This is a genomic window from Primorskyibacter sp. S87 (assembly GCF_049801055.1).
Lineage (GTDB): Bacteria > Pseudomonadota > Alphaproteobacteria > Rhodobacterales > Rhodobacteraceae > JBNAGF01.
Genome location: NZ_JBNAGF010000010.1, coordinates 58,323 through 80,332, shown reverse-complemented (window position 1 = coordinate 80,332; position 22,010 = coordinate 58,323). Strand labels below are relative to the sequence as shown.

23 protein-coding genes and 1 tRNA gene are annotated in these 22,010 nt (G+C 58.6%); 14 read left to right on the top strand and 10 right to left on the bottom strand.

Annotated features, from left to right (window positions below; translation table 11 throughout):
* The first annotated feature begins 197 nt into the window (after positions 1-197).
* Positions 198-1,577: a hypothetical protein gene (locus ACP15U_RS16240; RefSeq protein ID WP_425046203.1), complete on the top strand. Its 1,380-nt coding sequence runs from the start codon at positions 198-200 to the stop codon at positions 1,575-1,577.
* Positions 1,578-1,592: 15 nt separating this feature from the next.
* On the opposite strand, the gene ACP15U_RS16235 is transcribed toward ACP15U_RS16240, so the two are convergent.
* From ACP15U_RS16235 to ACP15U_RS16225, 3 genes are all read right to left on the bottom strand, one after another.
* Positions 1,593-2,159: an SDR family NAD(P)-dependent oxidoreductase gene (locus tag ACP15U_RS16235; RefSeq protein WP_425046202.1), complete on the bottom strand. Its 567-nt coding sequence runs from the start codon at positions 2,157-2,159 to the stop codon at positions 1,593-1,595.
* 15 nt (positions 2,160-2,174) lie between these two features.
* Positions 2,175-2,822, bottom strand: coding sequence for a TetR/AcrR family transcriptional regulator (locus tag ACP15U_RS16230; RefSeq protein WP_425046201.1), 648 nt, complete (start codon positions 2,820-2,822; stop codon positions 2,175-2,177).
* Between the two features lie 531 nt (positions 2,823-3,353).
* Positions 3,354-3,443: transfer RNA gene (locus ACP15U_RS16225), tRNA-Ser, on the bottom strand.
* Positions 3,444-3,672: 229 nt separating this feature from the next.
* Here ACP15U_RS16225 and ACP15U_RS16220 point away from each other — a divergent pair.
* The 7 genes from ACP15U_RS16220 to ACP15U_RS16190 all read left to right on the top strand — a co-directional run bounded on the left by ACP15U_RS16220 (position 3,673) and on the right by ACP15U_RS16190 (position 10,113).
* Positions 3,673-4,551 (top strand): SPOR domain-containing protein, encoded by an 879-nt coding sequence (locus ACP15U_RS16220; protein WP_425046200.1) that lies wholly within the window; start codon positions 3,673-3,675, stop codon positions 4,549-4,551.
* Between the two features lie 16 nt (positions 4,552-4,567).
* Positions 4,568-5,740, top strand: a complete 1,173-nt coding sequence (locus ACP15U_RS16215; protein ID WP_425046199.1) for a D-alanyl-D-alanine carboxypeptidase family protein — start codon at positions 4,568-4,570, stop codon at positions 5,738-5,740.
* A complete protein-coding gene (tmk, locus tag ACP15U_RS16210; protein WP_425046198.1) occupies positions 5,737-6,375 on the top strand; it encodes a dTMP kinase in 639 nt (212 codons plus the stop codon). The genes ACP15U_RS16215 and tmk overlap by 4 nt, the downstream gene beginning before the upstream one ends.
* 7 nt (positions 6,376-6,382) lie before the next feature.
* Positions 6,383-7,504 (top strand): DNA polymerase III subunit delta', encoded by a 1,122-nt coding sequence (locus ACP15U_RS16205; RefSeq protein ID WP_425046197.1) that lies wholly within the window; start codon positions 6,383-6,385, stop codon positions 7,502-7,504.
* Positions 7,501-8,307 (top strand): TatD family hydrolase, encoded by an 807-nt coding sequence (locus ACP15U_RS16200; RefSeq protein WP_425046196.1) that lies wholly within the window; start codon positions 7,501-7,503, stop codon positions 8,305-8,307. Before ACP15U_RS16205 ends, ACP15U_RS16200 begins: the two co-directional genes overlap by 4 nt.
* Positions 8,304-9,113, top strand: a complete 810-nt coding sequence (locus ACP15U_RS16195; RefSeq protein ID WP_425046195.1) for an MBL fold metallo-hydrolase — start codon at positions 8,304-8,306, stop codon at positions 9,111-9,113. The genes ACP15U_RS16200 and ACP15U_RS16195 overlap by 4 nt, the downstream gene beginning before the upstream one ends.
* A 67-nt stretch (positions 9,114-9,180) precedes the next feature.
* Positions 9,181-10,113 carry an AEC family transporter gene (locus ACP15U_RS16190; RefSeq protein WP_425046194.1) on the top strand — a complete coding sequence of 311 codons (933 nt, stop codon included), beginning with the start codon at positions 9,181-9,183 and terminating at the stop codon, positions 10,111-10,113.
* Positions 10,114-10,156: 43 nt separating this feature from the next.
* Here ACP15U_RS16190 and ACP15U_RS16185 read toward each other — a convergent pair whose 3' ends face one another.
* From ACP15U_RS16185 to ACP15U_RS16170, 4 genes are all read right to left on the bottom strand, one after another.
* Positions 10,157-10,999 carry an ATP-binding protein gene (locus ACP15U_RS16185; RefSeq protein ID WP_425046193.1) on the bottom strand — a complete coding sequence of 281 codons (843 nt, stop codon included), beginning with the start codon at positions 10,997-10,999 and terminating at the stop codon, positions 10,157-10,159.
* Positions 11,000-11,143: 144 nt separating this feature from the next.
* A complete protein-coding gene (gene tatC, locus ACP15U_RS16180; protein WP_425046192.1) occupies positions 11,144-12,034 on the bottom strand; it encodes a twin-arginine translocase subunit TatC in 891 nt (296 codons plus the stop codon).
* Positions 12,031-12,507 (bottom strand): Sec-independent protein translocase protein TatB, encoded by a 477-nt coding sequence (gene tatB, locus ACP15U_RS16175; RefSeq protein ID WP_425046191.1) that lies wholly within the window; start codon positions 12,505-12,507, stop codon positions 12,031-12,033. The genes tatC and tatB overlap by 4 nt, the downstream gene beginning before the upstream one ends.
* 6 nt (positions 12,508-12,513) lie before the next feature.
* Positions 12,514-12,735, bottom strand: a complete 222-nt coding sequence (locus tag ACP15U_RS16170) for a twin-arginine translocase TatA/TatE family subunit (RefSeq protein ID WP_425046190.1) — start codon at positions 12,733-12,735, stop codon at positions 12,514-12,516.
* A 229-nt stretch (positions 12,736-12,964) separates the two neighbouring features.
* On the opposite strand from ACP15U_RS16170, the gene ACP15U_RS16165 reads away from it, so the two are divergent.
* A complete protein-coding gene (locus tag ACP15U_RS16165) occupies positions 12,965-13,273 on the top strand; it encodes a hypothetical protein (RefSeq protein WP_425046189.1) in 309 nt (102 codons plus the stop codon).
* Positions 13,274-13,306: 33 nt separating this feature from the next.
* Positions 13,307-13,978, top strand: a complete 672-nt coding sequence (locus tag ACP15U_RS16160; RefSeq protein ID WP_425046188.1) for a helix-turn-helix transcriptional regulator — start codon at positions 13,307-13,309, stop codon at positions 13,976-13,978.
* Positions 13,979-14,063: 85 nt separating this feature from the next.
* On the opposite strand, the gene ACP15U_RS16155 is transcribed toward ACP15U_RS16160, so the two are convergent.
* The 3 genes from ACP15U_RS16155 to ACP15U_RS16145 all read right to left on the bottom strand — a co-directional run bounded on the left by ACP15U_RS16155 (position 14,064) and on the right by ACP15U_RS16145 (position 17,202).
* Complete coding sequence (locus ACP15U_RS16155; protein ID WP_425046187.1) at positions 14,064-15,155, bottom strand: ABC transporter ATP-binding protein; 1,092 nt, start codon at positions 15,153-15,155, stop codon at positions 14,064-14,066.
* A gap of 144 nt (positions 15,156-15,299) precedes the next feature.
* Positions 15,300-16,421 (bottom strand): hypothetical protein, encoded by a 1,122-nt coding sequence (locus ACP15U_RS16150; RefSeq protein WP_425046186.1) that lies wholly within the window; start codon positions 16,419-16,421, stop codon positions 15,300-15,302.
* A gap of 1 nt (position 16,422) precedes the next feature.
* Positions 16,423-17,202: an SDR family oxidoreductase gene (locus ACP15U_RS16145; RefSeq protein ID WP_425046185.1), complete on the bottom strand. Its 780-nt coding sequence runs from the start codon at positions 17,200-17,202 to the stop codon at positions 16,423-16,425.
* Positions 17,203-17,382: 180 nt separating this feature from the next.
* Here ACP15U_RS16145 and ACP15U_RS16140 point away from each other — a divergent pair, with 180 nt between their 5' ends.
* From ACP15U_RS16140 to ACP15U_RS16125, 4 genes are read left to right on the top strand one after another with little or no spacing between them, the layout of a single operon-like run.
* The gene (locus ACP15U_RS16140) at positions 17,383-18,390 is read left to right on the top strand and encodes a Hint domain-containing protein (RefSeq protein WP_425046184.1); all 1,008 of its coding nucleotides are present in this window, start codon (positions 17,383-17,385) and stop codon (positions 18,388-18,390) included.
* A 42-nt stretch (positions 18,391-18,432) separates the two neighbouring features.
* Positions 18,433-20,040 (top strand): peptide chain release factor 3, encoded by a 1,608-nt coding sequence (locus ACP15U_RS16135; RefSeq protein ID WP_425046183.1) that lies wholly within the window; start codon positions 18,433-18,435, stop codon positions 20,038-20,040.
* A 20-nt stretch (positions 20,041-20,060) separates the two neighbouring features.
* A complete protein-coding gene (locus tag ACP15U_RS16130; RefSeq protein ID WP_425046182.1) occupies positions 20,061-20,993 on the top strand; it encodes a glycosyltransferase family 2 protein in 933 nt (310 codons plus the stop codon).
* Positions 20,990-21,913, top strand: a complete 924-nt coding sequence (locus ACP15U_RS16125; protein WP_425046181.1) for a glycosyltransferase family 2 protein — start codon at positions 20,990-20,992, stop codon at positions 21,911-21,913. Before ACP15U_RS16130 ends, ACP15U_RS16125 begins: the two co-directional genes overlap by 4 nt.
* The last annotated feature ends 97 nt before the right edge of the window (positions 21,914-22,010 follow it).

The following is a 22,010-nucleotide window of genomic DNA, read 5'->3' as shown; positions in this document are numbered from 1 at the left end:
TTTTGACACTACGCAAGGCGCGGCCCTCTCTAAGTGTGATAATCAGCGCGAAAGCAAGATGGTTACCCCAGCTTCGCGAAGCGATGACATGAGGATAGTCCTTTGCCGTTTGACTGAAAGGTTTCTTAAAGTATGTTACGGGGTAACACCGCCATTTACCCTGAAATTACAGCCGAGTAATTGAAAGGATCCCGTTGTTGGGACATGCCGACGAGATCACTGACAGCTCATCCCTAAACACGGCGACCCATCCTTCGGACAAGGAAATTGAGGGCGCTCTGAACCGGATTTTGGTGAGCTCCGAGTTCTCGGGCGCCGATCGCATACAGTCCTTTCTGGCCTATGTCGTTCGCGAAACGTTGCAGGGAAACGCAGACCGGATTCACGCCAAGTCCATTCTGTATGATGTCTACCAAAGGTCGCCAGAAGCCGGGCATGACACGATGGCTGTTGTCCGGGTCGATGCGGGGCGCCTGCGCCGCAAACTGGCGGAGTATTACCTTGGAACAGGCAAAGAGGAACACGTCCGCATCCAGATCAACCCGGGCGGATATGTTCCTCAATTCACGAGGCTATCCTTGCCCGGTGAGCCTACCCAGACGGGACGGAGTTCCGACGGAAAGCGCGTTTTTTCGCCCAAGACGATTGGTCTTGGTGTCGCGCTGGCAGTTTGCCTGCTGGCTTTCGTCATGCTTGCCCTACCGGGCTCGGACCGCGGATCCAGTATTGAAGGCGCAGATGTTGCGGTTTCGGACAACCCACGCCTGCGCGCCGTTCGCGACGCGCTGTTTGCGGCATCCCCGGCGAGGCTTCAGGCCGCGAACCTTGCCGGACAAGCGCGGGATCTCTTGTTTCCCGCGCTAGAGCCGCGATGGTTGCAGCTTGTACTTCAGATGTTCGAACTGACGATCGAAATGGATCCCGGGTACTATGGGGGCTTTGCCGGGGCCGCACAGGCCGAGGCCCTGGTCGCAGTAACGCAGCAAGATGGCGCGGCGCGGGCCGCCGGTCTGATGAGCGCAAAGGCACATTTGGCCCAAGCACAGGAGCGCGGGATTGACCAAAGCTGGACGCATTCGGCGGCCGCGCTGGTTGCGCTGGTGTCGCGCCAGTTCGATCAGGCGCGTACATCATCCGAGCATGCACTGGCACTGGATCCCACCGACGCGCATTCGGTAAACGTCGATGCTCTGATTGCATTGTTTTCGGGTGATTTCGAACGCGCAGCAGAGCAGGCTCGGAAAACTGTGAACCTCGGTCAATCGACCACCAGGTTCCCGAGCCTCAGTGTGAATGCCGCCGCGAACATTCACCTGCAACGGTTTGAGAAAGCCTTGCGTCTTCTCAACGAAGCCAAAACGCAGGGAGACCCGATCAGCCCAATTTCACTGGGCTATCTGATTGCCGCCAATGTCGGTCAGGGCAACATCGCAGAGGCGCGCGATCTGGTGAAATTGCTCAACGAAACCTGGCCAGGGTATCCGATGGAGAACCTTTACATTGCTCTCTATCGTGAGCCCGCACATGCCGAAGACATCGTCAGCGCTCTACGAACGTCCGGCTGGACCTCCAACTGAAATGCGCAGCCAAATTCATTCGATCACGGTATGACCGCTGCCCTGCTGCTCGGGGTCAAGACAGATGGAATTCACGCGGGTCCCACGGCCGGCCCGCTCAACAGCAGCAACTTTGGTGAGCGCCAGAACTGCAGATTTTGAAGCTGCATAAGTGCCAAGGCCGGACACACCCAAAACGGCGCTGGCCGATGCTATGTTCACAATGGCGCCACCGTCCTGCATCACACGGCTGGCATGCTTGATCGCAAACATGACGCCATTGGCATTGACAGACATGCACTTGTTCAGATCCGCCTCGGTCGCCTGTTCTAGCGTGTCATAGATGGTATGAATCCCGGCGTTGTTCACAAGGTAGTCGAGCCGTCCGGTCGCTGAAACCGCATGTTCGATCAGTGCAGACACATCCTCTTCGATGCTCACATCTGTTTTTTTCGCCAGAAGTTCATCTTCTCGAACGTTGAGATCACCTACGATTACGGTCGCTCCTGCCTTTCGCAACCGTAACGCTGTCGAAGCGCCTATACCCTGCGAACCACCTGTAACTATTGCAGTTTTTCCCTTCAGCGAGAAAAGATCCGACATCCTAGACCCCTACCCCTATTTCTTCATCTCAAGATTCTCTGGAATGAAGTGCGCCAGATATCCGATCATCATCAATTTCGCTTCTTCCACGATATCGTCGGTCAGGTTTCCGTGCTCACTGAAGTCCAGTTCGAAAATCGCATCGATCATCGTCAGAGCGTAGTTCAGTCTTTGGCGAAACTTCGGGATCGGGCGCGCGTCAAACATGTCATAAAAGCGCTCTTCCATCGCGGCGACATAGGCCTCGATATTCTCCTGATCAACGTGCTTGACTTCGTTGGGCATGGTCACCCCCAGCAGAATTTTGCGGGCAACTAAATCCGACCGATAGATTGCACAGGACCTGTCAATAATCCGGGCGAAAAACTCTTGCCAACTGCCGACGCTCCCCGGCTCGAAAGGTTCGGCGACGACCGTCACAAAGCTCTGCCCCAGTTCGGCGGCCAGAGAGCTGAACAGATCATATTTGTTGGCGAAAAAATGATAGGCAGAGCCCTCCGGAACCTCGGCATGCTTGGCAATTTCCTTGAACGAGATTTCCTGAGGGTCACGAGTTTCAAGAAAATGGCGTGCGGCCTCGACAAGCCGCTTCCGTCTTTGCACACCCCGTTCCTGCTTGGATGTCACTTCCCTGCGCAGACCGATAACCTGTCTGGTACTCAATTCAAATTCCCTTTCACGTTCGGAAAAGCTGCATCAAAGTGTTTTTGCCGATCATTTGAACGTTGCCATTGTCCCACTGGACGCAGTCAACCTCCCTATTTTGTTGAGCTGATAGTATCAGGCCTACCCCATAAATCAAGTTAACTCGAGTTTTTCCATGATTTGCATGACTGGTAGGATCACTTGCATGGAAACATGATGACGATGCCGCTGGCAATCAGTTCACTGATTGAACCTGCCACACTGCGCCAATGCGAAACGGGATTGTGCCGGTCGGATACGCGTGGAAGGCATGGCAACAAGAAATTGAAGACAGCTGATGACGGCGTAGGCCGACGATCGTGTAGATCTCGCCATGGGAGGCCAGAATTCCTTGAGCCTGCCTAAATGAATTCATTGGGGACATGAGAATCTTTGAGGCAAGGCATCTCGGCGGGGAACATAGCGCGTCGCCCGACTCACTCCAATCAAGTTGTCAATGCCGGTACAATTCCGGGGCGGAAAACAAACATGAAATGAGCTCTGGGTGGGTGGCGGGGAGACAGGGATTCGAACCCTGGGGACGCTCTCACGCCCAACGGTTTTCAAGACCGCCGCATTCGACCACTCTGCCACCTCCCCGTCGGTGCACGGATTTAGGCCCAGTTGCGCGCCGAAGCAAGCAGAAAGACGGGCAGGAAAACAGGGAAATCTTGCCGACCGCTTCGCCGCGCACTTTCCACATCGCCCGGCACACGCTAAGATGCGCGAAACCGGCGGTTGAAACCGCCGAAACGCGACCGGGAAACCCGGCAAGAACAATGGCGGACGTGACGGTTGAGGCACCACCGCTTCAGGCAAGGAAAACGACATGAAAAGAGCACGGAACACACTCAGTCGTCCTCTGACTCTGTCTGCAACCATCTGCGCCCTGATGGTTGTTGGCGCATGCGAGGACAGCGCAGGATTGCCCTTCCTCCAGCCCAAGGACGAAGAAACAGTTACCGCAGCAAGCACGTCGACCAAACTGGTCGAGCGTGACGTAGAAGCCCCCGAGGTCTTTCAAGTGACCGAGGCCGGCCTCTGGGACGGGCGACCCTCGCTTGGTGGGGTATGGGTGGCGCACCCGGATGCCAAAGACCCCGAAAGGGTCATCATCCGAAACGAATCCAACGGAAAATTCGTGATCGGGGCGCTGTTCCGACGCGAACGCGAGATCCCAGGCCCGCGTCTTCAGGCTTCGTCCGACGCCGCGGAAGCACTGGGCATGCTGGCCGGTGCGCCGGTTGAACTCAACGTCACCGTCCTGCGACGCGAAGCCGTCGATGAGGCCCCGGAGCCACAGGAAGAGGTTGCCGCCCTTGAGGATGGCGCGGAAATCACCGAATCCTCTCTGGATCCGATTGCAGGTGCCGCAGCCGCGGTCGAAGCCTCTGCACCGGCTGCCGAAGCAACCCCTGCCCCACAGAAAGCAGCAGCCGAACCAGCTCCGGTCACAAAGCCGAAATCGTCCTCGCTGTCCAAGCCATATATACAGATTGGCATCTTCAGCGTCGAAGCCAATGCGAAACGCACGGCGGACCAGATGCGCAATTCCGGCATGGTGCCCACGATCAAGAAGGAAGAGCTCAACAACAAGCCCTTCTGGCGCGTCGTGGTTGGCCCTGCACAGACCAAATCTGAACGCACGGCCTTGCTGAAATCGGTCAATGGGGCCGGTTTCTCGGACGCATACGCCGTTTCGAATTAACGAAAGGCCCGCTTTCATGCTGAACCGCCTTCGCCACGCCGCCATTGCCGCCAGCCTTGTCCTGAGCGCTGCCCTGCCCGTTCATGCCTTCGACACGAAGGCGCGGGCGGCCTATGTGCTGGATCAGGGAACCGGAACTGTGCTCTTGGCCAAGAACTCCGAAGAGCCGCTGCCGCCAGCGTCGATGTCCAAGTTGATGACGCTCTATGTAGCATTCGAAGCATTGCGCGACGGGCGGCTGACACTGGACGAAAAGCTGCCTGTGTCCGAACACGCCATGAGCTACAAGGGCTCCACCATGTTCCTGAACACGCAGGACCGAGTTCGGGTCGAGGATCTGTTGCGCGGCGTGATTGTATTGTCGGGCAACGATGCCTGCGTGGTCCTTGCCGAGGCGCTCAGCCCAGACGGATCCGAGGCCGGTTTTGCCCGCTACATGACCAAGCGCGCCCGCGAAATGGGCATGGAAAACGCCACTTTTGCCAATTCCAATGGCTGGCCGGCGGCGGGTCACCTGATGTCGGTTCAAGACCTTGCTATTCTGGCCAACCGCCTGATCGAGGATTTTCCGGAGTATTACCCCCTGTTCGCCGAACAGGAATTTGCCTTTGACGGGCGCGCTCCGTCGAACACACGAAATCGAAATCCGCTTCTGAAACTGGATATCGGCGCTGATGGCCTCAAAACCGGCCACACTGTGGAAGCAGGCTATGGTCTCGTCGGTTCTGCCCAGCAAGGGGACCGCCGGGTGATTTTTGTTTTGTCCGGCCTCGACAGCACCGGACAGCGCGCAGAGGAGGCTGAGGCCATCGTTAACTGGTCGTTTCGCCAATTTGCCGAAAAAACCATTGCGACGGCGGACAAACCAGTTGCGCAAGCACAAGTTTGGATGGGACGGGAGCAATCGGTAGGTCTGGTGCCTGCCGGCGATCTGGCCCTGCTGCTGCCGGTCCTTTCTGCAGGAAAGCTTGAGGCCGAAGTGGTCTATACCGGACCAGTAGAAGCCCCAATTACTCGGGGACAGGAATTGGCCCGTCTGGTGATCCGGCCCGAGGGTCTGCCGGAAATCAACCGCCCGCTGGTGGCCGACCGGGACGTTCCGACAGGCGGCTTTGTCATCCGGCTTAAAACCGCGGCACAGGTTCTCATTGATGAACTGATGTCCTCGGCTCCGGCGGAGGCATCGTGAACGGAAAGCCTGCGGCCCGAGGTTGCTTCATCACCTTCGAGGGTATCGACGGATCGGGCAAATCTACACAAGCGCGCCTTCTGGCGGAACACCTCAAGGCAAACGGTCGTGATGTGGTTCTGACCCGTGAGCCTGGCGGGTCCTCCGGTGCCGAAGAAATACGCAAACTCGTTCTGGAGGGCGACCCCGAACGCTGGTCTGCTGAGACCGAGATCCTGTTGTTCACCGCCGCCCGGCGTGATCATCTGGAGCGGACGATCCGTCCTGCGCTTGCTTCTGGGAAAGTGGTGATTTGCGACCGGTTTGCCGACAGCACGCGGATGTATCAAGGGCTTTCGCGCGGGGATCTGCGCCCGGTCGTCGACCAGTTGCACAGCCTTATGATTGGGCAGGAACCCGACCTGACCCTACTCATCGACATGGACCCTGACACCGGGCTGTCCCGCGCCAAGGCGCGACAGGGAACCGAGGAACGGTTCGAAGATTTCGGCCCTGATCTTCAGCGCCGGATGCGTGCTGGGTTTCTGGCCCTCGCCAAAGAGTTCCCTGATCGGTTCCGGGTCGTCGACGGCGGCCGCGACATCGAAACGGTGGCAAAAGACGTGGCAGACATAGTCACCCGAAGCCTGCTATGACGCCGGTATGAGCGACGAGTTTCAGTCACCGGATCAGGCCCCGGGCGCGCCACACCCGCGCGAAACCGTGCGGGTGTTCGGCCAGCAGGCGGCTGAGCAGGCGTTTCTTGATGCGTATAATTCCGATCGTCTGCATCATGGTTGGCTTTTGTCCGGTCCTCAGGGGATCGGCAAGGCCACTTTGGCATGGCGCATCGCGCGGTTTCTTCTGGCAACTCCACCGAACGAGGGCGACGGGTTGTTTGGTGCCCCGCCGCCTCCGGAAACGCTGGATATCGATCCGGAACATCCTGTCTCACATCGCATCCTTGCTGGCGCTGAGCCGGGTCTTGCATCTGTCACACGCTCTGCCAATGACAAGGGCATCTTGCGCAACGAAATCGTTGTCGACGATATCCGCAAGCTAGGCCGCTTTTTCGGCCTTTCTTCAGCGGACGGAGGTCGACGGGTCGTGATCGTGGACAGTGCCGACGAGATGAATGTCAGCGCCGCAAACGCTCTACTGAAAATGCTGGAAGAACCGCCGGCCCGCACAACAATCCTGCTTGTTTCGCACCAGCCTTCGCGCCTACTGCCAACGATCCGATCCCGATGCCGGACTTTGCGCCTTGCCCCCCTGTCAGCGGCCGATATGGAGGCCGCGTTGTCGCAGACCGGCACCGAACTGCCAGATCACCCCGAACGAGTCGCGGCTCTGGCTGCCGGTTCTGTCGGGGCGGCCCTGCGGCTTATCAATCTTGGCGGCCTGCAGATCTATGCCGAACTGATCGCCATTCTCTCTTCGCTTCCTAGACTGGACCGGCCCCGTGCCCTGGCCCTCGCCGAAGCCGCAGCCCAGCGTGGGGCCGCCGACCGTTTCGAACTGCTCCTGACGCTGATTGACGTGGCATTGGCCCGGTTGGCGCGCACCGGCGCAACCGGCCACCCCCCAACCCCCGAAGCCGCTCAAGGCGAGGCCGAAACCATAAGCCGGCTATCGGCGGACCCGGCGCAAGCCCGGGCCTGGGCCGAAACTGCCGCGACGATCACTGCGCGTGCGCGTCATGGACAGGCGGTGAACCTTGACCCCGCTGCATTGGTCCTAGATACGATCTTCAAGATGCAGGAAACCGTCAGTTCGAGCAGATGACCAAAGAGCCACAGATCACCGACAGCCATTGTCACCTTGATTTTCCAGATTTCGAAGGCCAGCTTGGTGCGGTTGTCGCCCGCGCCGCAGATGCAGGGGTCACCCGGATGGTCACGATTTGCACCCGCCTGCGCAATGAGCCAGCAGTGCGCGCCATCGCAGAGGCACACGCACCTGTATTCTACGCCGCAGGCACACATCCAATGAGTGCTGCGGAAGAGCCGATGACGTCGGTTGATGAATTGGTGCAGCTGTCGCAGCACCCGAAGTTCGTCGGCATCGGTGAAACCGGGCTGGACTATCACTACACCTCCGAAAGCGCCAAGTTACAAAAGCAATCCTTGCGTATCCATATCAAGGCAGCGCAGGCAACAGGCCTGCCCCTGATCATCCACGCAAGGGCCGCAGATGACGACATGGCGCGTATTCTGACCGAAGAGTTCCGCAACGCCCCCTATTCCTGCGTGATGCACTGCTTTTCTTCCTCGACCGCTCTTGCAAGGGCCGCATTGGATCTGGGTTTCTACCTGTCGATGTCCGGCATTGCAGCCTTTCCTAAGAGTATGGAATTGCGTGAAATCTTTGCCTCGGCCTCCGTCGACCGGATCCTTGTTGAAACGGATGCGCCATATCTTGCACCGCCTCCGCATCGCGGCAAACGCAACGAACCTGCCTATACGGCCTTTACCGCCCGTGTCGGTGCAGAGTTGTTCGGAATGGACTATGCAGATTTTGCCGCGCAGACGCAGACGAATTTCGAACGCCTGTTCTCCAAGGCTGCAGATTACAAGGCGGCCGCATGAGCGGAGAGTTTCGCTTTACCATTCTGGGCTGCGGGTCTTCCGGTGGAGTGCCACGGCTGGGCGGCCATTGGGGTGATTGCGACAGGGAAAACCCGCGTAATATCCGCCGTCGCTGTTCAATGCTGGTGGAACGTGACGGCCCTGACGGCACCACAGCCGTTCTGATCGACACGCCGCCGGATATGCGAGCGCAATTGCTGGACACGGATACCGGGCGACTGGATGGAGTGGTCTACACCCATGCCCACGCCGATCATGTGCACGGCATCGACGATCTGCGCATGATCGTATTCAACATGCGAGAGCGGATCCCTGTCTGGGCCGACGGCGACACGCAAAACGCGCTGCTTTCCCGATTTGGTTACGCTTTCATCCAGCCCGAAGGCTCTCCGTACCCGCCAATCCTTGATCTGAAAACGATCGACGGCAGTTTCGACGTGGACGGTCCCGGCGGCCCGATCCCGTTTCGACCGTTCAAGGTCAATCACGGCTCCATCGACTCGCTGGGTTTCCGTATCGGTGGTCTGGCCTACCTGCCGGACGTGGCCGAGATCGACAATGACGACGCTTGGACTGCTCTGGAAGATCTCGATGTCTGGGTGGTGGATGCCTTGCGCCGCAAACCGCACCCGACCCACGCGCATCTCGAGAAGTCGCTGGAATGGATCAGACAGGTGCAGCCGAAACGAGCGGTTCTGACCAACATGCATATCGACCTCGACTATGTGACCGTTGACGCCGAGACAGCCGACCACATTACGCCCGCCTATGACGGCATGGTTATCCGCCTGCCTATCGAGGCATAGTTTTGCGGTTTCGCCCTGACACCCGCACAGTTCAGGCACAGACCCTCTGCGTCGAACGGACCGGAAGATGTTTCAGAGCCTGATCGATGTAATTCTGCCGGTCTTTCTTGTGATCGGGGCCGGATATGCGGCAACGCGTTCGGGATACTTCAAGCTCAAGCATGTTGATGGGTTGATGATGTTCACGCAGGGATTTGCCATCCCCTGCCTTCTGTTCCGCGCCATTGCCCATCTGGACCTGTCGGCCAGCTTTGATCCGCGGCTGCTGGCCAGTTTCTATGCCGGAGCCGGCTTGTGTTTTCTGATTGGTCTCACGGGTGCCCGCTATATCTTTGACCGGGACTGGGAGGACTGTGTGGCCATCGGCTTTTGCTGCCTGTTTTCCAACTCGGTTCTGTTGGGGCTTCCAATCACTGAGCGTGCCTATGGACCCGATAACCTGACAGCCAACTACGCCATCGTCGCGTTCCATTCGCCCTTTTGCTACGGCATCGGCATCACGGTGATGGAGATTATCCGCAACCGCGGTCAGGGTGGGCGCAGAATGGCCGGGGCGGTACTGACCGCGATGTTCAAAAACGCCCTGATCATCGGGATCGGGCTTGGCTTCATCGTGAATGTCTCGGGTTTCACCCTACCGGCGGTGGTTGATCAGGCGCTTGGCCTGATCATTCAGGCCGCCCTGCCCGGCGCGCTTTTTGCGCTCGGTGGGGTGTTGGTTCAGTATCGGCCCGAAGGCGATATGCGAACGATCCTCTTTGTCTGCATGGTGTCGCTTTTGGTGCACCCGTCCTTGGTCTGGATCTTCGGGAAAACCCTGTCCCTGCCGCAGGATCTCTTCCGGTCCTCTGTGCTGACCGCAGCCATGGCGCCGGGGTTCAACGCCTATATCTTTGCCAATCTTTATGGCCGCGCCAAACGGGTGGCCGCATCATCAGTCTTAATTGCAACAGGTGTTTCCATTCTCTCGGTTTGGATGTGGCTGACATTGCTGGGCTGAAGCCCGAAAACCGGCCGCGTGTTGCGACGTATTCTGAGGAAGCTTAGGTCAAAGACACACCGTGCCGCCCTGCCAGATCCGTAAAGAACTGCCATGCGACGCGACCGGAACGAGCGCCTCGGGTTGCTTGCCATTCGATCGCATCGGCTCGCAGACTGTCGGGATCAGGCGCAATGCCATAGGCAGCGCAATACCGATCGATCATTGCCAGGTACTCGTCTTGAGAACAGGGGTGGAACCCCAACCATAGGCCGAACCTGTCGGACAGCGAGACCTTTTCCTCGACCGCCTCTGACGGGTTGATCGCGCTTGAGCGTTCATTTTCGATCATGTCCCGCGGCATCAGGTGCCGGCGGTTTGAGGTCGCATAGAAAACGACGTTTTCGGGACGGCCCTCAATACCGCCATCCAACACCGCCTTGAGCGACTTGTAGTGCTGATCGTCGTGGCTGAAAGACAGGTCGTCACAAAACAGGATGAACCGTTGCGGCGCTGCTCTGAGATGGTTCAGAAGCCGTCCGACCGATGGCAGATCCTCGCGCTGAAGCTCCACGAGTTTCAGCTCCGGATGATCCTTGGAGACGGTTGCATGCACCGCCTTCACGAGACTCGATTTCCCCATGCCGCGCGAACCCCAGAGCAGCGCGTTGTTGGCGGCGAAACCGGCGGCAAAGCGGCCAGTGTTTTCGAGCAGAGTATCCCGGGACCGATTGATGCCCACTAGCAAATCGAGATCCACCCGATTTACCTGTTCCACCGGCTCCAGCCTTTCCGGCGCAACATGCCAGACAAAAGCCGGGGCCGCCGTGAAATCCGGTGCGGCCAACGGGGCGGGCGACATCCGCTCCAGCGCCTCGGCGATGCGGTTCAGTACGGATTCGTCCATTCTTGCCTCCGGTCATCTTTGTCGGACGCGTCAAAGCACGATCTGCGACGAACGGCAAGTTGCCGGATCCGCCAGGACGCGAATGAAGAAAAGGCGCGCCAACGGAACGTGGCGCGCCATTGTTTAGGAACAGCGGCGGATAAGTTACTTGCCGTCCTCGTCTTCGAACTCTGCCATCATCGGATCGTCGAACTCTTCCTCTTCGTCGTCGTAGTAACCATCCGCCCGCAATTGCGCTTCACGCTTGTTTTCCACCCGTCGAACAAGGAAGATAGAAACCTCGTAGAGCCCGTAGACTACGACGAACAGGATCACTTGCGTAATCACGTCAGGCGGTGTCACGAGCGCCGCCAATACCAGAATGGCAACAACGGCGTATTTTCGGACCGAACCCAGCCCCTCGGCACTGACCAGTCCTGCCTTTCCCATGAGCGTCAACAGAACCGGCAGTTGAAAGCACAGACCAAAGGCGACTATGAATTTGATCGTGAGGTTCAGGTATTCCTGTGCCGACCCCTGAAACACAACGGAAAGCGGCGCAGCGTTCATTCCCTCTTGTGTCACGGCCTCCCCTTCGGCTCCAAATTGCTGAAATCCGAGGAAGAAGTCATAGGCCAGCGGCGTCACCACATAAAATGCAAAGCTCGCGCCAAGCAGGAACATGAAGGGCGACGCCAATAGGAAAGGCAGGAAGGCCCCCTTCTCGGATTTGTAGAGGCCCGGCGCCACAAACCGCCACATCTGCATCGCAATATAAGGAAAGGCGAGGATGAAACCGCCTAGCAGCGATACCTTGATGGCGACAAAGAAACCTTCCTGCGGCGAGATGAAAATCAATCCACAGTCCTGCCCGCGCTCGTTGAGCACTGCGCAAAGTGGTGCGGTCAGAAAGTTGAAGAGCGGCGTGGCCACCGTAAAGCAGATGACCATGCCGACAAGAAACGCCACCACACAGTGGATCAGCCGGTTTCGCAGCTCGGCCAGGTGCTCGATCAGCGGTGCTGAGGTATCTTCGATCTCTTCAGTATTGCTCATGACTTGTCGGTCTCGGATTTGATCTTGGCCTCGGCTTCCTGAGCCTTGGCCAGCACCTCCTCTGCTTCGCGCAGCTTGCGCTCGGCAGCGGCGCGGGCCGTGGCTGCATGGATCTTCTTCGCATCTTCGGCGCGTTCGGCGGCAAGTTTACCGGTTTCGCTGTCGGGATCATGCTTGGCAGGATCTATCTTGGTAGGGTCCATGCTGGCCCCCAGATCCCGCGCCGCTTCCTTGACCCCGTCCAATGCGGAACCAACTGGGTTGGCGGCTGCTTTCAGGCCCTTCTGAATATCGCTGACACCTGCCTCGTCTGCCGCATCGTTCATTGCCCGGCTGAACTCACGCGCCATCCCACGCGCCTTGCCGATCCAGCGGCCCACATTGCGAAAGAGGATCGGCAGGTCTTTTGGCCCCACCACGATCAGTGCAACGATGCCAATAACCAGCAGTTCGGTCCAACCCAGATCGAACATCGGGGCTTACACCTTGTCCTTGTCGTTTTCGACCTCGGGTGTGACGTCCTTGGCGGCTTCGGCCATATCCTGCTCCAGCTCTTCGGTGCCGTCCTTGACCCCTTTTTTGAAGGCGGTGATGCCCTTGCCAACTTCGCCCATCAGCGAGCTGATCTTGCCGCGTCCGAAAAGCACCAGCACGACAACGGCGATCAGCAGAAGGCCGGGAAGTCCGATATTGTTCAGCATGATTTTTGTCTCCTCTGTGTCCCGCACTCGGCGGCGCGGGGAAATTCCGATCTGCCCCGATCTACCGCAAGGCCGTCCTGAGGGAAATCGCAGCCGTCAAAGTGAAGCCAAGATTCATTGCGAATTCGGGTTGCGATTTGACACCACCGAACACTACTGACAGGTTTATGTCAGTAGTTGTGCGATACTTCCCCCCCCATTGCAGCAAGGATTCAAGAAGGAGACCCCAATGCCTGATGCAGTTGCCGAATTCGTAACCTTCCGTTTGGAGGAAGCTGTCTCAGCCCAGCAGTTCCTATCTCTGTCCCAAGCCAGTGAGGCGTTTTGCCGAGCGCAGCCGGGCTTTCTGAGGCGCGACCTGAGTGAAGGGCCAGACGGCAAATGGACCGATTGCGTGATCTGGTCCGACATGGATAGCGCCGCAGCCGCCGCAACCTTGTTCCCCAAGCAGGACTTTGCAGCAGCTATGTTGAACGCCATCGTACCCGACAGTGTTCAGATACGGCATGAGATCATTCACTGGTCGCTCGCCGCTTGACCTGGACAGGCTTGGCACGGCAAGGGTAGCACCATGCGCCGCACTGACCGCCTGTTTGACATCATCCAGATCCTGCGCGACGGGAAACTCCACCGTGCGCAGGACATCGCGGACAGGCTGGAAGTCTCGGTTCGAACGATCTATCGCGACATGGACACACTGACTGCCAGCGGAGTTCCCGTCGAAGGCGAGCGTGGTGTCGGTTACATGGTGCGGGACCAGATCACTCTGCCGCCCCTGAACTTGACTCCGCAAGAGCTTGAGGCGCTCAACCTTGGAATGGCAATCGTGGCCGAGGCAGCAGACCCTGATCTGAAATCCGCAGCCCTGTCGCTGGCCGACAAGATCGACGCGGTTCTACCCACAGAAACCATTGCCGCAGCGGATGCGTGGAAGTTCGCCGTCTACCCCTTTGCTGACGCAGCGCGGGGTTTCACGCACATGCCGCCGGTGCGGGCAGCTATCAAATCCCGTCAAAAACTGCGCATTTCATATCGCCGTATCGACGGCACGCTGACCGAGCGCACGATCCGCCCTTTGCACATGGAATACTGGGGCCGGGTCTGGACATTGACCGCATGGTGCGAGTTGCGATCGGGTTTCAGGGTTTTCAGAATTGACCTGATCGAAGATCTCACCGCACTCCCCGAGCTGTTCACCGATGAGCCCGGCAAACGCCTCGCCGATTTTGATCCGGCGACCTAGCATTTCCGTCGCTATGAGATCGCCGTCCTCAATACCGCAAGCATTCGTTGGGGCAGCAGCCTGATTGCCATCCCGTCAGCTTGGTTTATCCAGACGGAAACACGAAACACCGATCTCGTCGGATCGTCAGCCACATCACCCGGCCGGGCTCGGGCAGGAACACATTGGGAACCGTCGCCTTCAGCACAGATCCGTCGTGATCCATTCGAAATTCGACCAGGCTTTCATGGCCCAGAAATCTGGCACGCTGCACCAGCCCTCTTGCCGCCACCCCATCGCTTGGCGTTGGCAATGGCCCTTGTCCGCCACGGTCAAAGTCGATCTTCACATGCTGGGGACGGAACACGATATCCACATCGGTGCCATCGGGCACGCCCGGTGCAAGAAACTGGCCAAAGGGGGTATCTGCCAAAGCCCCGTTAACCTGCGCCTTCAGCACATTGGTATCGCTGAAAAAAGCGACCGCAGCCCGGTCGACCGGCCGGGTATACACGTTGTAAGGAGCGCCCTTCTGAACGATCTTTCCACCGCGCATCAACGCAATCTCATCCGCCATTCGCATCGCTTCTTCGGGCTCGTGCGTCACCAGAAGGACAGCGGTGTCCTCCTGTTTGAGGATACTCAGCGTATCATCCCGGATCCCATCTCTCAGACGATTGTCCAGACCCGAGAAAGGCTCGTCCATCAACATGATCCGCGGCTTGGGTGCCAGCGCACGGGCAAGCGCAACACGCTGCTGTTCGCCTCCGGAAAGCTGATGCGGATAGTCATCGATGTGGGAACGCAGATGAACTTTTTCCAGCAGTTCCTCGACCCGCGATCGGCGCTCTTCTTTACTGCCCTTGCGCAAACCAAAGGCCACATTGTCGGCCACTTTAAGATGCGGGAACAGGGCAAAATCCTGAAACATCAGCCCAATCTCGCGACGCTCTGGGGGCACACGGAAAATGGTGTCGCAAACCAGCTTGCCATCTACCCAGATTTCGCCCGAGTCCTGCATCTCGACCCCTGCGATCATACGCAAAGTGGTCGATTTTCCGCAACCGGACGGCCCCAGCAGGCACGTCACCTGCCCAGCGCCTATCTGCAGTGAAACTCCGTCCACGACCGTGCGCCCATCAAAGCGTCGCACGAGATTTCGGATTTCCAGTCTGGGGGGTTGTGGTTTCGGCGTCACCAAGGATCCTCATTCCCTTTCCCGAGAATTTCCATCGGGCTTGCAGCGGGATAGCAACCCCGCCGCAAAGGTGCAAGCGCCGAGGCCGGCATCCATAGCGGCCCGATTCAACTGTCCAAAGAGGCGCCTGCAAATTTTGTTGCCTCAGGGTGCCGCCAGCAAGTCGAAAGGCACCTCGGCTTGCACCACACCGTTGACCTGCACCTCGAGCCTGTGGGGTCCGGGCACCAGTCGAAACGTCGTGGCATCACCCTTGAGTTTGTGCCGCTTTGTCAGAACCAGCCCATCGGCCGTCAGCTCCGATTGGGACAGCTTGAACACCTTGGTGGAAACTTTTCCGCCGGGTCGCTGAAAATGCACGATGTAGTCGACCAGAACTCTGTCTCCTTCGCGGCCCGTCAGGTGGCAGGAAAACTCCAGAACGCTGCCGATCTGCACCTTGTCCCGCCCCAACTCGATACGAACCGTGACCTGCATATCCGGATCGTACCCTAGCGAACGCATCGCCTCGGGATGCCCTGCCTTTACCAAACCACGAAGCGCGTGCCGGGTCATCCAAGCCAGTTCTTCGGATGCCTGCAGATCCAGAGCCTGCCATCTGTCCAGCCGCTCCAGCGCCAGATCCGGCTGCTTTTTGGTGATATCATTCAGATGATTGGCAACGGATCGGGTGACGTACCGTGTCCGGTCTCCGTGCAACCGGTCAAGCAACGGCAAAGGATCGGTCATATCCAATCCGACCGCTTCCCCCCATGGTAGGCGGGGCCGGGTGCCTTCGCTGACAAGACGACGCACATGATAGCTTTCGTGCGCAACCCAGTCCTGCATCCGTTCGAGAACCAGCCCGGGGCAATGGTTCAGAAAAGGACGGATCGCCCATTCCATCGAGAACCGTTGCGTCAATTCCTGCAGCAGATCCAGAGACAGATTTGGATGTTCGAGCCCGAGATTGCTGACTACCTCTCCCAACGGGGCAAAGATGAAGTCACCAAAATCATCATCGCTCAGGCCGGGGTCCAGCGGCGGCGGCAAAGCCCGGCAGAGAACCGGAGCAATGTCCGGCAACGTGCCCGGCAGCACCTCCTGCACGGACTGCGCAATCCACGAAATCCGCTCCTTCAACTCCAGTTCTGACAGCCGCGACATGACGAGCGCCTCGAACCGGTCCGCATCGACCTGTGGGTCCGCCGCGGCCAGCAGGCCGCCCAGATAGGCGGCTTTTTCGCGGTTGAACAGTTGATCTTTCAGAGAGTAGCCGGAAGCCATATCACATGGTCAGGTTGGTCGCACCGCCGTCGATCAGAAGGTTCTGTCCGACAATGAAACCGACATGCTGCGAGCAGAGGAACGCGCAGGCTGCTCCGAATTCCTGTCGGGTTCCGTAACGGCCGGCGGGTATGGTGGCCGCGCGTTGCGCCCGCGCCTCGTCCAGAGTGATCCCCTGTTGCTTGACCACGCCCCCATCCAGCGCATCGGCCCTGTCAGTGGCGTGTATGCCCGGCAACAGATTGTTGATGATCACACCTTTTCCGGCGACCTGTCGCGCGGTGCCCGCCACGTATCCTGTCAATCCGGCCCGGGCCGAGTTCGACAGCCCGAGAACGGCGATCGGCGAGCGCACTGATTGTGAGGTGATGTTGACCACCCTGCCCCAGCCACGTTCGATCATCCCCGGCATCAGCGCCTTCATCAGCGCGATCGGAGCCAGCATGTTGGCGTCCAGCGCCTTGATAAAGTCGTCTCTCTCCCAGTCACTCCACATGCCGGGCGGCGGGCCGCCCGCATTGTTGACCAGAATATCAGCGCCCGTCGCGGCCTCGATTAGAACGGCCTGCCCCTCAGCCGTGGTCACGTCGCAGGCCACAGTTTGAACGTCTACACCATGTGCATCGCGGATCGCTTGCGCCGAGGCTTCCAAAGCATCCGAGCCGCGTGCGTTCATCACCAGATTTACACCTGCCCCGGCAAGCGCCTCGGCGCAGCCCAATCCAAGCCCTTTGCTGCTGGCACAGACCAGCGCCCGTTTTCCCGCAATTCCCAGATCCATTGAAACTCTCCCTGATTTTCCGTTTATCTTCCCCCCGATTAGCACCGGGTTTGTGGACAATGCCAGCTTTTCACCGGGCCGATGACCGATATCCGCCACAATCTGGCGGTAGACAGTCTTGCGCGAGGGGCAATCCGCCCCCACACTTATGCCCTGCTTCCAGAAAGGCCAGCCCCGCCCGTGTCATATCTGAACCCAGTCCAGTCGATCCCGGTTTACCGTGCCGACGTGTTCTGCGTGGTCAACGGGGCGAATCTCGGGGATGAGATCTCGCCCATGGATGATCTGGTCCTCGACGACATCTACATGCTGGATACTGCAGCCTCCCGCTATCGGTTGGCATTGCACGCAGACGGTGGTGGGCAATTCCACATTGCCGAAAACACGGAACTGGGCAATCCCGGCGGTCTGGTGCACATGGACAGCGCACTGAGCCTGATGTCGCCGGACGGTCAGACAACAGACGCCCTGATACTGGTCGAAGTTGACGACGCTGGGCACATCGCAGATGTCTACATGCTCCCGATGGCGCCACTCGCGCCGAAAGTCGAATACACGCTTGTTGGCATGGATCGCGATAGTGCGGCCCGAAAGTTTGCACAGGTGGCCTGCGTCTCGTTCACTCGTGGTACGCACATCACCATGGCATCCGGCAAACAGGTTCCAATCGAACAGTTGACAGTCGGTGACCGCGTCCTGACCCGCGACGACGGGGTGCAGGAGATCCGCTGGATCGGTCAGACCACCGTGCGTGCGACTGGCGATTTCGCCCCGATCCTGATCCGCTCGGGCGCATTGAACAATGCCAATGACCTGCTGGTCAGCCCTGATCACAGGTTGTTCGTCTACCAGCGCATAGACAAGCTCGGCACCGGCCGGGCAGAGCTTCTGGTCAAGGCCAGCCACCTGATCAACGGCGATACCGTCACCGTTCAGGACGGCGGCTTTGTCGATTATTTCCAGCTGCTCTTTGACCGTCATCACATCATCTATGCTGAGGGGATCGCGGCCGAATCGATGCTGATCGACCCGCGCACCAAACCCGCCCTGCCACCCGATCTGCTGCAAAAGCTGGGTGAGATCCTGCCCGGCCACGGCCAACGCGGCGATCATGGGCTGGACGTGCAAAAGACCCTTCTGGAACGCCCTGACGCAATCGACCTGCTGCGACGCGCCTCGACACGCTGAGATTTCTTGCGCCCGAGCCCTTCTGAGCCTATACGCCCGCTCATGCTGGATATGCCAACAAACCGTCCCGAACTGCCGCCGGAAATTTCCCGGCGTCGAACCTTTGCCATCATCTCGCACCCGGATGCGGGCAAAACCACGCTGACAGAAAAATTCCTTCTTTACGGTGGTGCGATCCAGATGGCCGGCCAGGTTCGGGCCAAGGGTGAAGCGCGTCGCACACGTTCAGATTTCATGCAAATGGAAAAAGATCGCGGCATTTCGGTTTCGGCTTCGGCAATGTCCTTCGACTACAAGAACTTCCGGTTTAATCTGGTGGATACACCCGGTCACAGCGATTTCTCCGAAGACACCTATCGCACCCTGACCGCCGTGGATGCCGCTGTCATGGTGATCGATGGTGCCAAGGGGGTCGAGAGCCAGACCCAGAAGCTGTTCGAGGTTTGCCGTCTTCGCGACCTTCCGATCCTGACCTTCTGCAACAAGATGGACCGGGAAAGCCGCGACACGTTTGAAATCATCGATGAAATTCAGGAAATGCTCGCCATAGACGTGACGCCGGCCTCGTGGCCGATTGGTCAGGGGCGCGATTTCATCGGATGTTACGACATTCTGCGCGACCGGCTGGAGCTGATGGACCGGGCAGATCGAAACAAGGTTGCCGAAAGCATCGAGATCGATGGTCTCGACGACCCGAGGCTGTCCGAACATGTGCCGGCGCATTTGCTGGAGACCTTTCTCGAAGAACTGGAAATGGCCCGCGAATTGCTGCCGGCGCTGGACCCACAGGCCGTGCTTGAAGGGCACATGACCCCGATTTGGTTCGGATCGGCAATCAACTCATTTGGTGTCAAGGAACTGATGGACGGGATCGCGGGCTATGGCCCGGAACCGCAGATCCAGACCGCTGAACCGCGCCAGATCTCTCCTGAAGAGAAAAAGGTCGCCGGGTTTGTGTTCAAGGTTCAGGCCAATATGGACCCCAAACATCGCGACCGGGTGGCCTTTGTCCGCATGGCCTCGGGTCATTTCAAACGCGGTATGAAGCTCACCCATGTGCGGTCAAAAAAACCGATGGCGATCTCTAACCCGGTGCTGTTTCTGGCCTCGGATCGAGAACTTGCAGAAGAAGCATGGGCCGGCGACATCATTGGCATCCCGAACCACGGCCAATTGCGGATTGGTGATACGCTGACCGAAGGCGAAGCGCTGCGGGTCACCGGAATCCCGTCCTTTGCGCCCGAACTCTTGCAAGGCGTACGCGCCGGCGATCCGTTGAAGGCCAAGCATCTGGAGAAGGCTCTGATGCAATTCGCCGAAGAAGGCGCGGCAAAGGTGTTCAAGCCCTCAATCGGGTCCGGTTTTATCGTCGGGGTCGTCGGTGCGCTGCAATTCGAGGTTCTGGCCAGCCGAATAGAGCTTGAATACGGACTTCCGGTCCGTTTCGAAGCGTCTCAGTTCACGTCCGCCCGATGGGTCAGCGGCGATCAGCAGGCCGTGGACAAATTCGTCAATGCGAACAAACAGCATATCGCGCACGACCATGACGGTGACATCGTGTACCTGACCCGCTTGCAATGGGACATTGACCGGATCGAACGTGACTACCCGGATGTGAAACTGACCGCCACCAAGGAGATGATGGTCTGACAACCGGCTCACGGGATAGCATGTCCCGCTGGGGAGTGGTGTCCACGATCCGGGCACCATTGGCCGATATCGCCCGGTTTGCAGCCCATCACCTCGATCTTGGTGCGGACAGCATCCGGATTTTTCTCGATGCTCCGGATCCTTTGGTCGAACAGTTCTTTCGTAGTCACCCCCGGGTGCGGATCACGGTCTGCGACGTTAATTACTGGAAGGGCAAGCCCGCCCGCGCGCAGGATAGTCACCAGATGCGGCAGGCGTTCAACGCTACCCGCGCCTACCGCCAAAGCGACCTGCCCTGGCTGGCGCATCTCGACGTTGACGAATTCCTGCTACCTGCTCGTCCGGTAACGGAAATTCTTGCGGATTGCCCGCCCGAGGCAGAATTCATGCAAATGCGCCCGGCCGAGCAATTGGCACAAGACAGGCCAAACGGCCTGACCCACTTCAAGCTGACCCGCCACACCGCAGGGCATCCGCCCGAAGTTCTGTCCCGGATTTATCCGACCTTCGGAGAGTTCGTGCCCGAGGGATTCTTCAGTTACAACTGCTTCAAGAACATCGCTCGAACCGGCCTGCAAGGGATCCGGTTCGGTATTCATGCAATGTGGCGCGAGGGCAAAAAACTGAGTACCGGTCAGATTTCCGAAGAGATCCGCGTGGGACACGCTCACGCTCCGAGCTGGGCCCAGTTTCGGCAGCATATGACGTTTCGTGTGACCAAAGGTGCCTATCGCCGAAGGCCGAATGAACCCATGCGGCTAGCGGACGTTCTGGCGACGATCCAGTCCGAAGAGGGCGAGCCGGGATTGCGTCGTTTCTACGAGGAAATGATGTGCGCCACGCCCGACTTGATTGAACAGTTGGCGAAACATGACATGTTGCTTGGCGTCGAGTTGGATCTTGATGAAACTGTCTCGAAATGGTTCGGCAAACTCCCGGAGGCCGCGGCGTGACAAAATGGGGTCTGGTCGCCACCGTCAAAGCCCCGGTGCAGGACATCCTGACTTTTGCCGCGCATCACATCGAGCTCGGCGCGCATCGTATCTACATCTATCTCGACGAGGATCATGCTGAGGCCCGTGCGGCCCTGACAGCGCATCCCAAGGTTCGGGTAACGCTCTGCGATGAAGCCTATTGGCAGAAACGCCGTGGCCAGCGCCCCAGAAAACACCAGTCACGTCAGGCGGCAAATGCGACGCATGCATACCGGCGAAAGGCAGAGATCGACTGGCTGATCCATCTGGACGTGGACGAGTTTCTCTGGCCTGACGCATCTGTCGCCGGCCAGCTGGCCTCCCTGCCCGACCATGCACGAGTTGCACGCGTCCGTCCGGTCGAAGCACTTGCCGGCGACGACCCCGCGTTCAAGGCGTTCATTCCTCCGGGGCCGGAGCGTGACCGGATCGTTTCACGGCTCTACCCACGTTTTGGCCATTTCGTGAAGGGTGGTTTCATGAGCCATGTTGCGGGCAAAATCTTTGTTCGTACCGGTCTCGATGCGATCCAGCTGCGAATTCACGATGCGTTCCAGAAGGGTGAAAGACTGCCGACAGACATGGAGTTGGGTTGGGCAAGGCTCTGCCATTTTCACGGCGATGACTGGGACCACTGGATTGCTGCCTATCGGTTTCGATTGGAACAGGGGGCATATCGCGATGGCCTGGCGGCGGCCCGCCCGGACGGGCCAACACTTTTCGCGGCCCTAACGCATATAGAGCAAACCGAGGGGGAAGCTGGGCTGCGGGCCTTCTTTGATGAGATCAACGCAACGTCTGAAATAGCCCGGAAGGCTTTGAAAAACGAGGGAATGCTTTTGCAGCATGACCTGCATCTCGAGAGAAGCTTACGGAGACAATTCCCTAATTTTCTGTGAACTGTTGCGATTTGGGCATCAATTATTGCTGAAATTCCAGGCAAATCCTCTTGTACCTTTCCACAATTTGACGCGCCTTTACCTTTTTGTTATGCCC

Excerpts from the sequence above, each read along its gene's own strand:
- ACP15U_RS16170 (WP_425046190.1), bottom strand. The coding sequence starts at position 12,735 with ATGCTGAACAATATCGGACTTCCCGGCCTTCTGCTGATCGCCGTTGTC.
- ACP15U_RS16145 (WP_425046185.1), bottom strand. The coding sequence starts at position 17,202 with ATGGATCTGGGAATTGCGGGAAAACGGGCGCTGGTCTGTGCCAGCAGC.
- tatC (WP_425046192.1), bottom strand. The coding sequence starts at position 12,034 with ATGAGCAATACTGAAGAGATCGAAGATACCTCAGCACCGCTGATCGAG.
- ACP15U_RS16220 (WP_425046200.1), top strand. The coding sequence starts at position 3,673 with ATGAAAAGAGCACGGAACACACTCAGTCGTCCTCTGACTCTGTCTGCA.
- ACP15U_RS16135 (WP_425046183.1), top strand. The coding sequence starts at position 18,433 with ATGCTGGATATGCCAACAAACCGTCCCGAACTGCCGCCGGAAATTTCC.
- tatB (WP_425046191.1), bottom strand. The coding sequence starts at position 12,507 with ATGTTCGATCTGGGTTGGACCGAACTGCTGGTTATTGGCATCGTTGCA.
- ACP15U_RS16190 (WP_425046194.1), top strand. The coding sequence starts at position 9,181 with ATGTTTCAGAGCCTGATCGATGTAATTCTGCCGGTCTTTCTTGTGATC.
- ACP15U_RS16185 (WP_425046193.1), bottom strand. The coding sequence starts at position 10,999 with ATGGACGAATCCGTACTGAACCGCATCGCCGAGGCGCTGGAGCGGATG.
- ACP15U_RS16130 (WP_425046182.1), top strand. The coding sequence starts at position 20,061 with ATGTCCCGCTGGGGAGTGGTGTCCACGATCCGGGCACCATTGGCCGAT.
- ACP15U_RS16160 (WP_425046188.1), top strand. The coding sequence starts at position 13,307 with ATGCGCCGCACTGACCGCCTGTTTGACATCATCCAGATCCTGCGCGAC.
- ACP15U_RS16165 (WP_425046189.1), top strand. The coding sequence starts at position 12,965 with ATGCCTGATGCAGTTGCCGAATTCGTAACCTTCCGTTTGGAGGAAGCT.
- ACP15U_RS16205 (WP_425046197.1), top strand. The coding sequence starts at position 6,383 with ATGAGCGACGAGTTTCAGTCACCGGATCAGGCCCCGGGCGCGCCACAC.
- ACP15U_RS16235 (WP_425046202.1), bottom strand. The coding sequence starts at position 2,159 with ATGTCGGATCTTTTCTCGCTGAAGGGAAAAACTGCAATAGTTACAGGT.
- ACP15U_RS16200 (WP_425046196.1), top strand. The coding sequence starts at position 7,501 with ATGACCAAAGAGCCACAGATCACCGACAGCCATTGTCACCTTGATTTT.
- ACP15U_RS16195 (WP_425046195.1), top strand. The coding sequence starts at position 8,304 with ATGAGCGGAGAGTTTCGCTTTACCATTCTGGGCTGCGGGTCTTCCGGT.
- ACP15U_RS16150 (WP_425046186.1), bottom strand. The coding sequence starts at position 16,421 with ATGGCTTCCGGCTACTCTCTGAAAGATCAACTGTTCAACCGCGAAAAA.
- ACP15U_RS16215 (WP_425046199.1), top strand. The coding sequence starts at position 4,568 with ATGCTGAACCGCCTTCGCCACGCCGCCATTGCCGCCAGCCTTGTCCTG.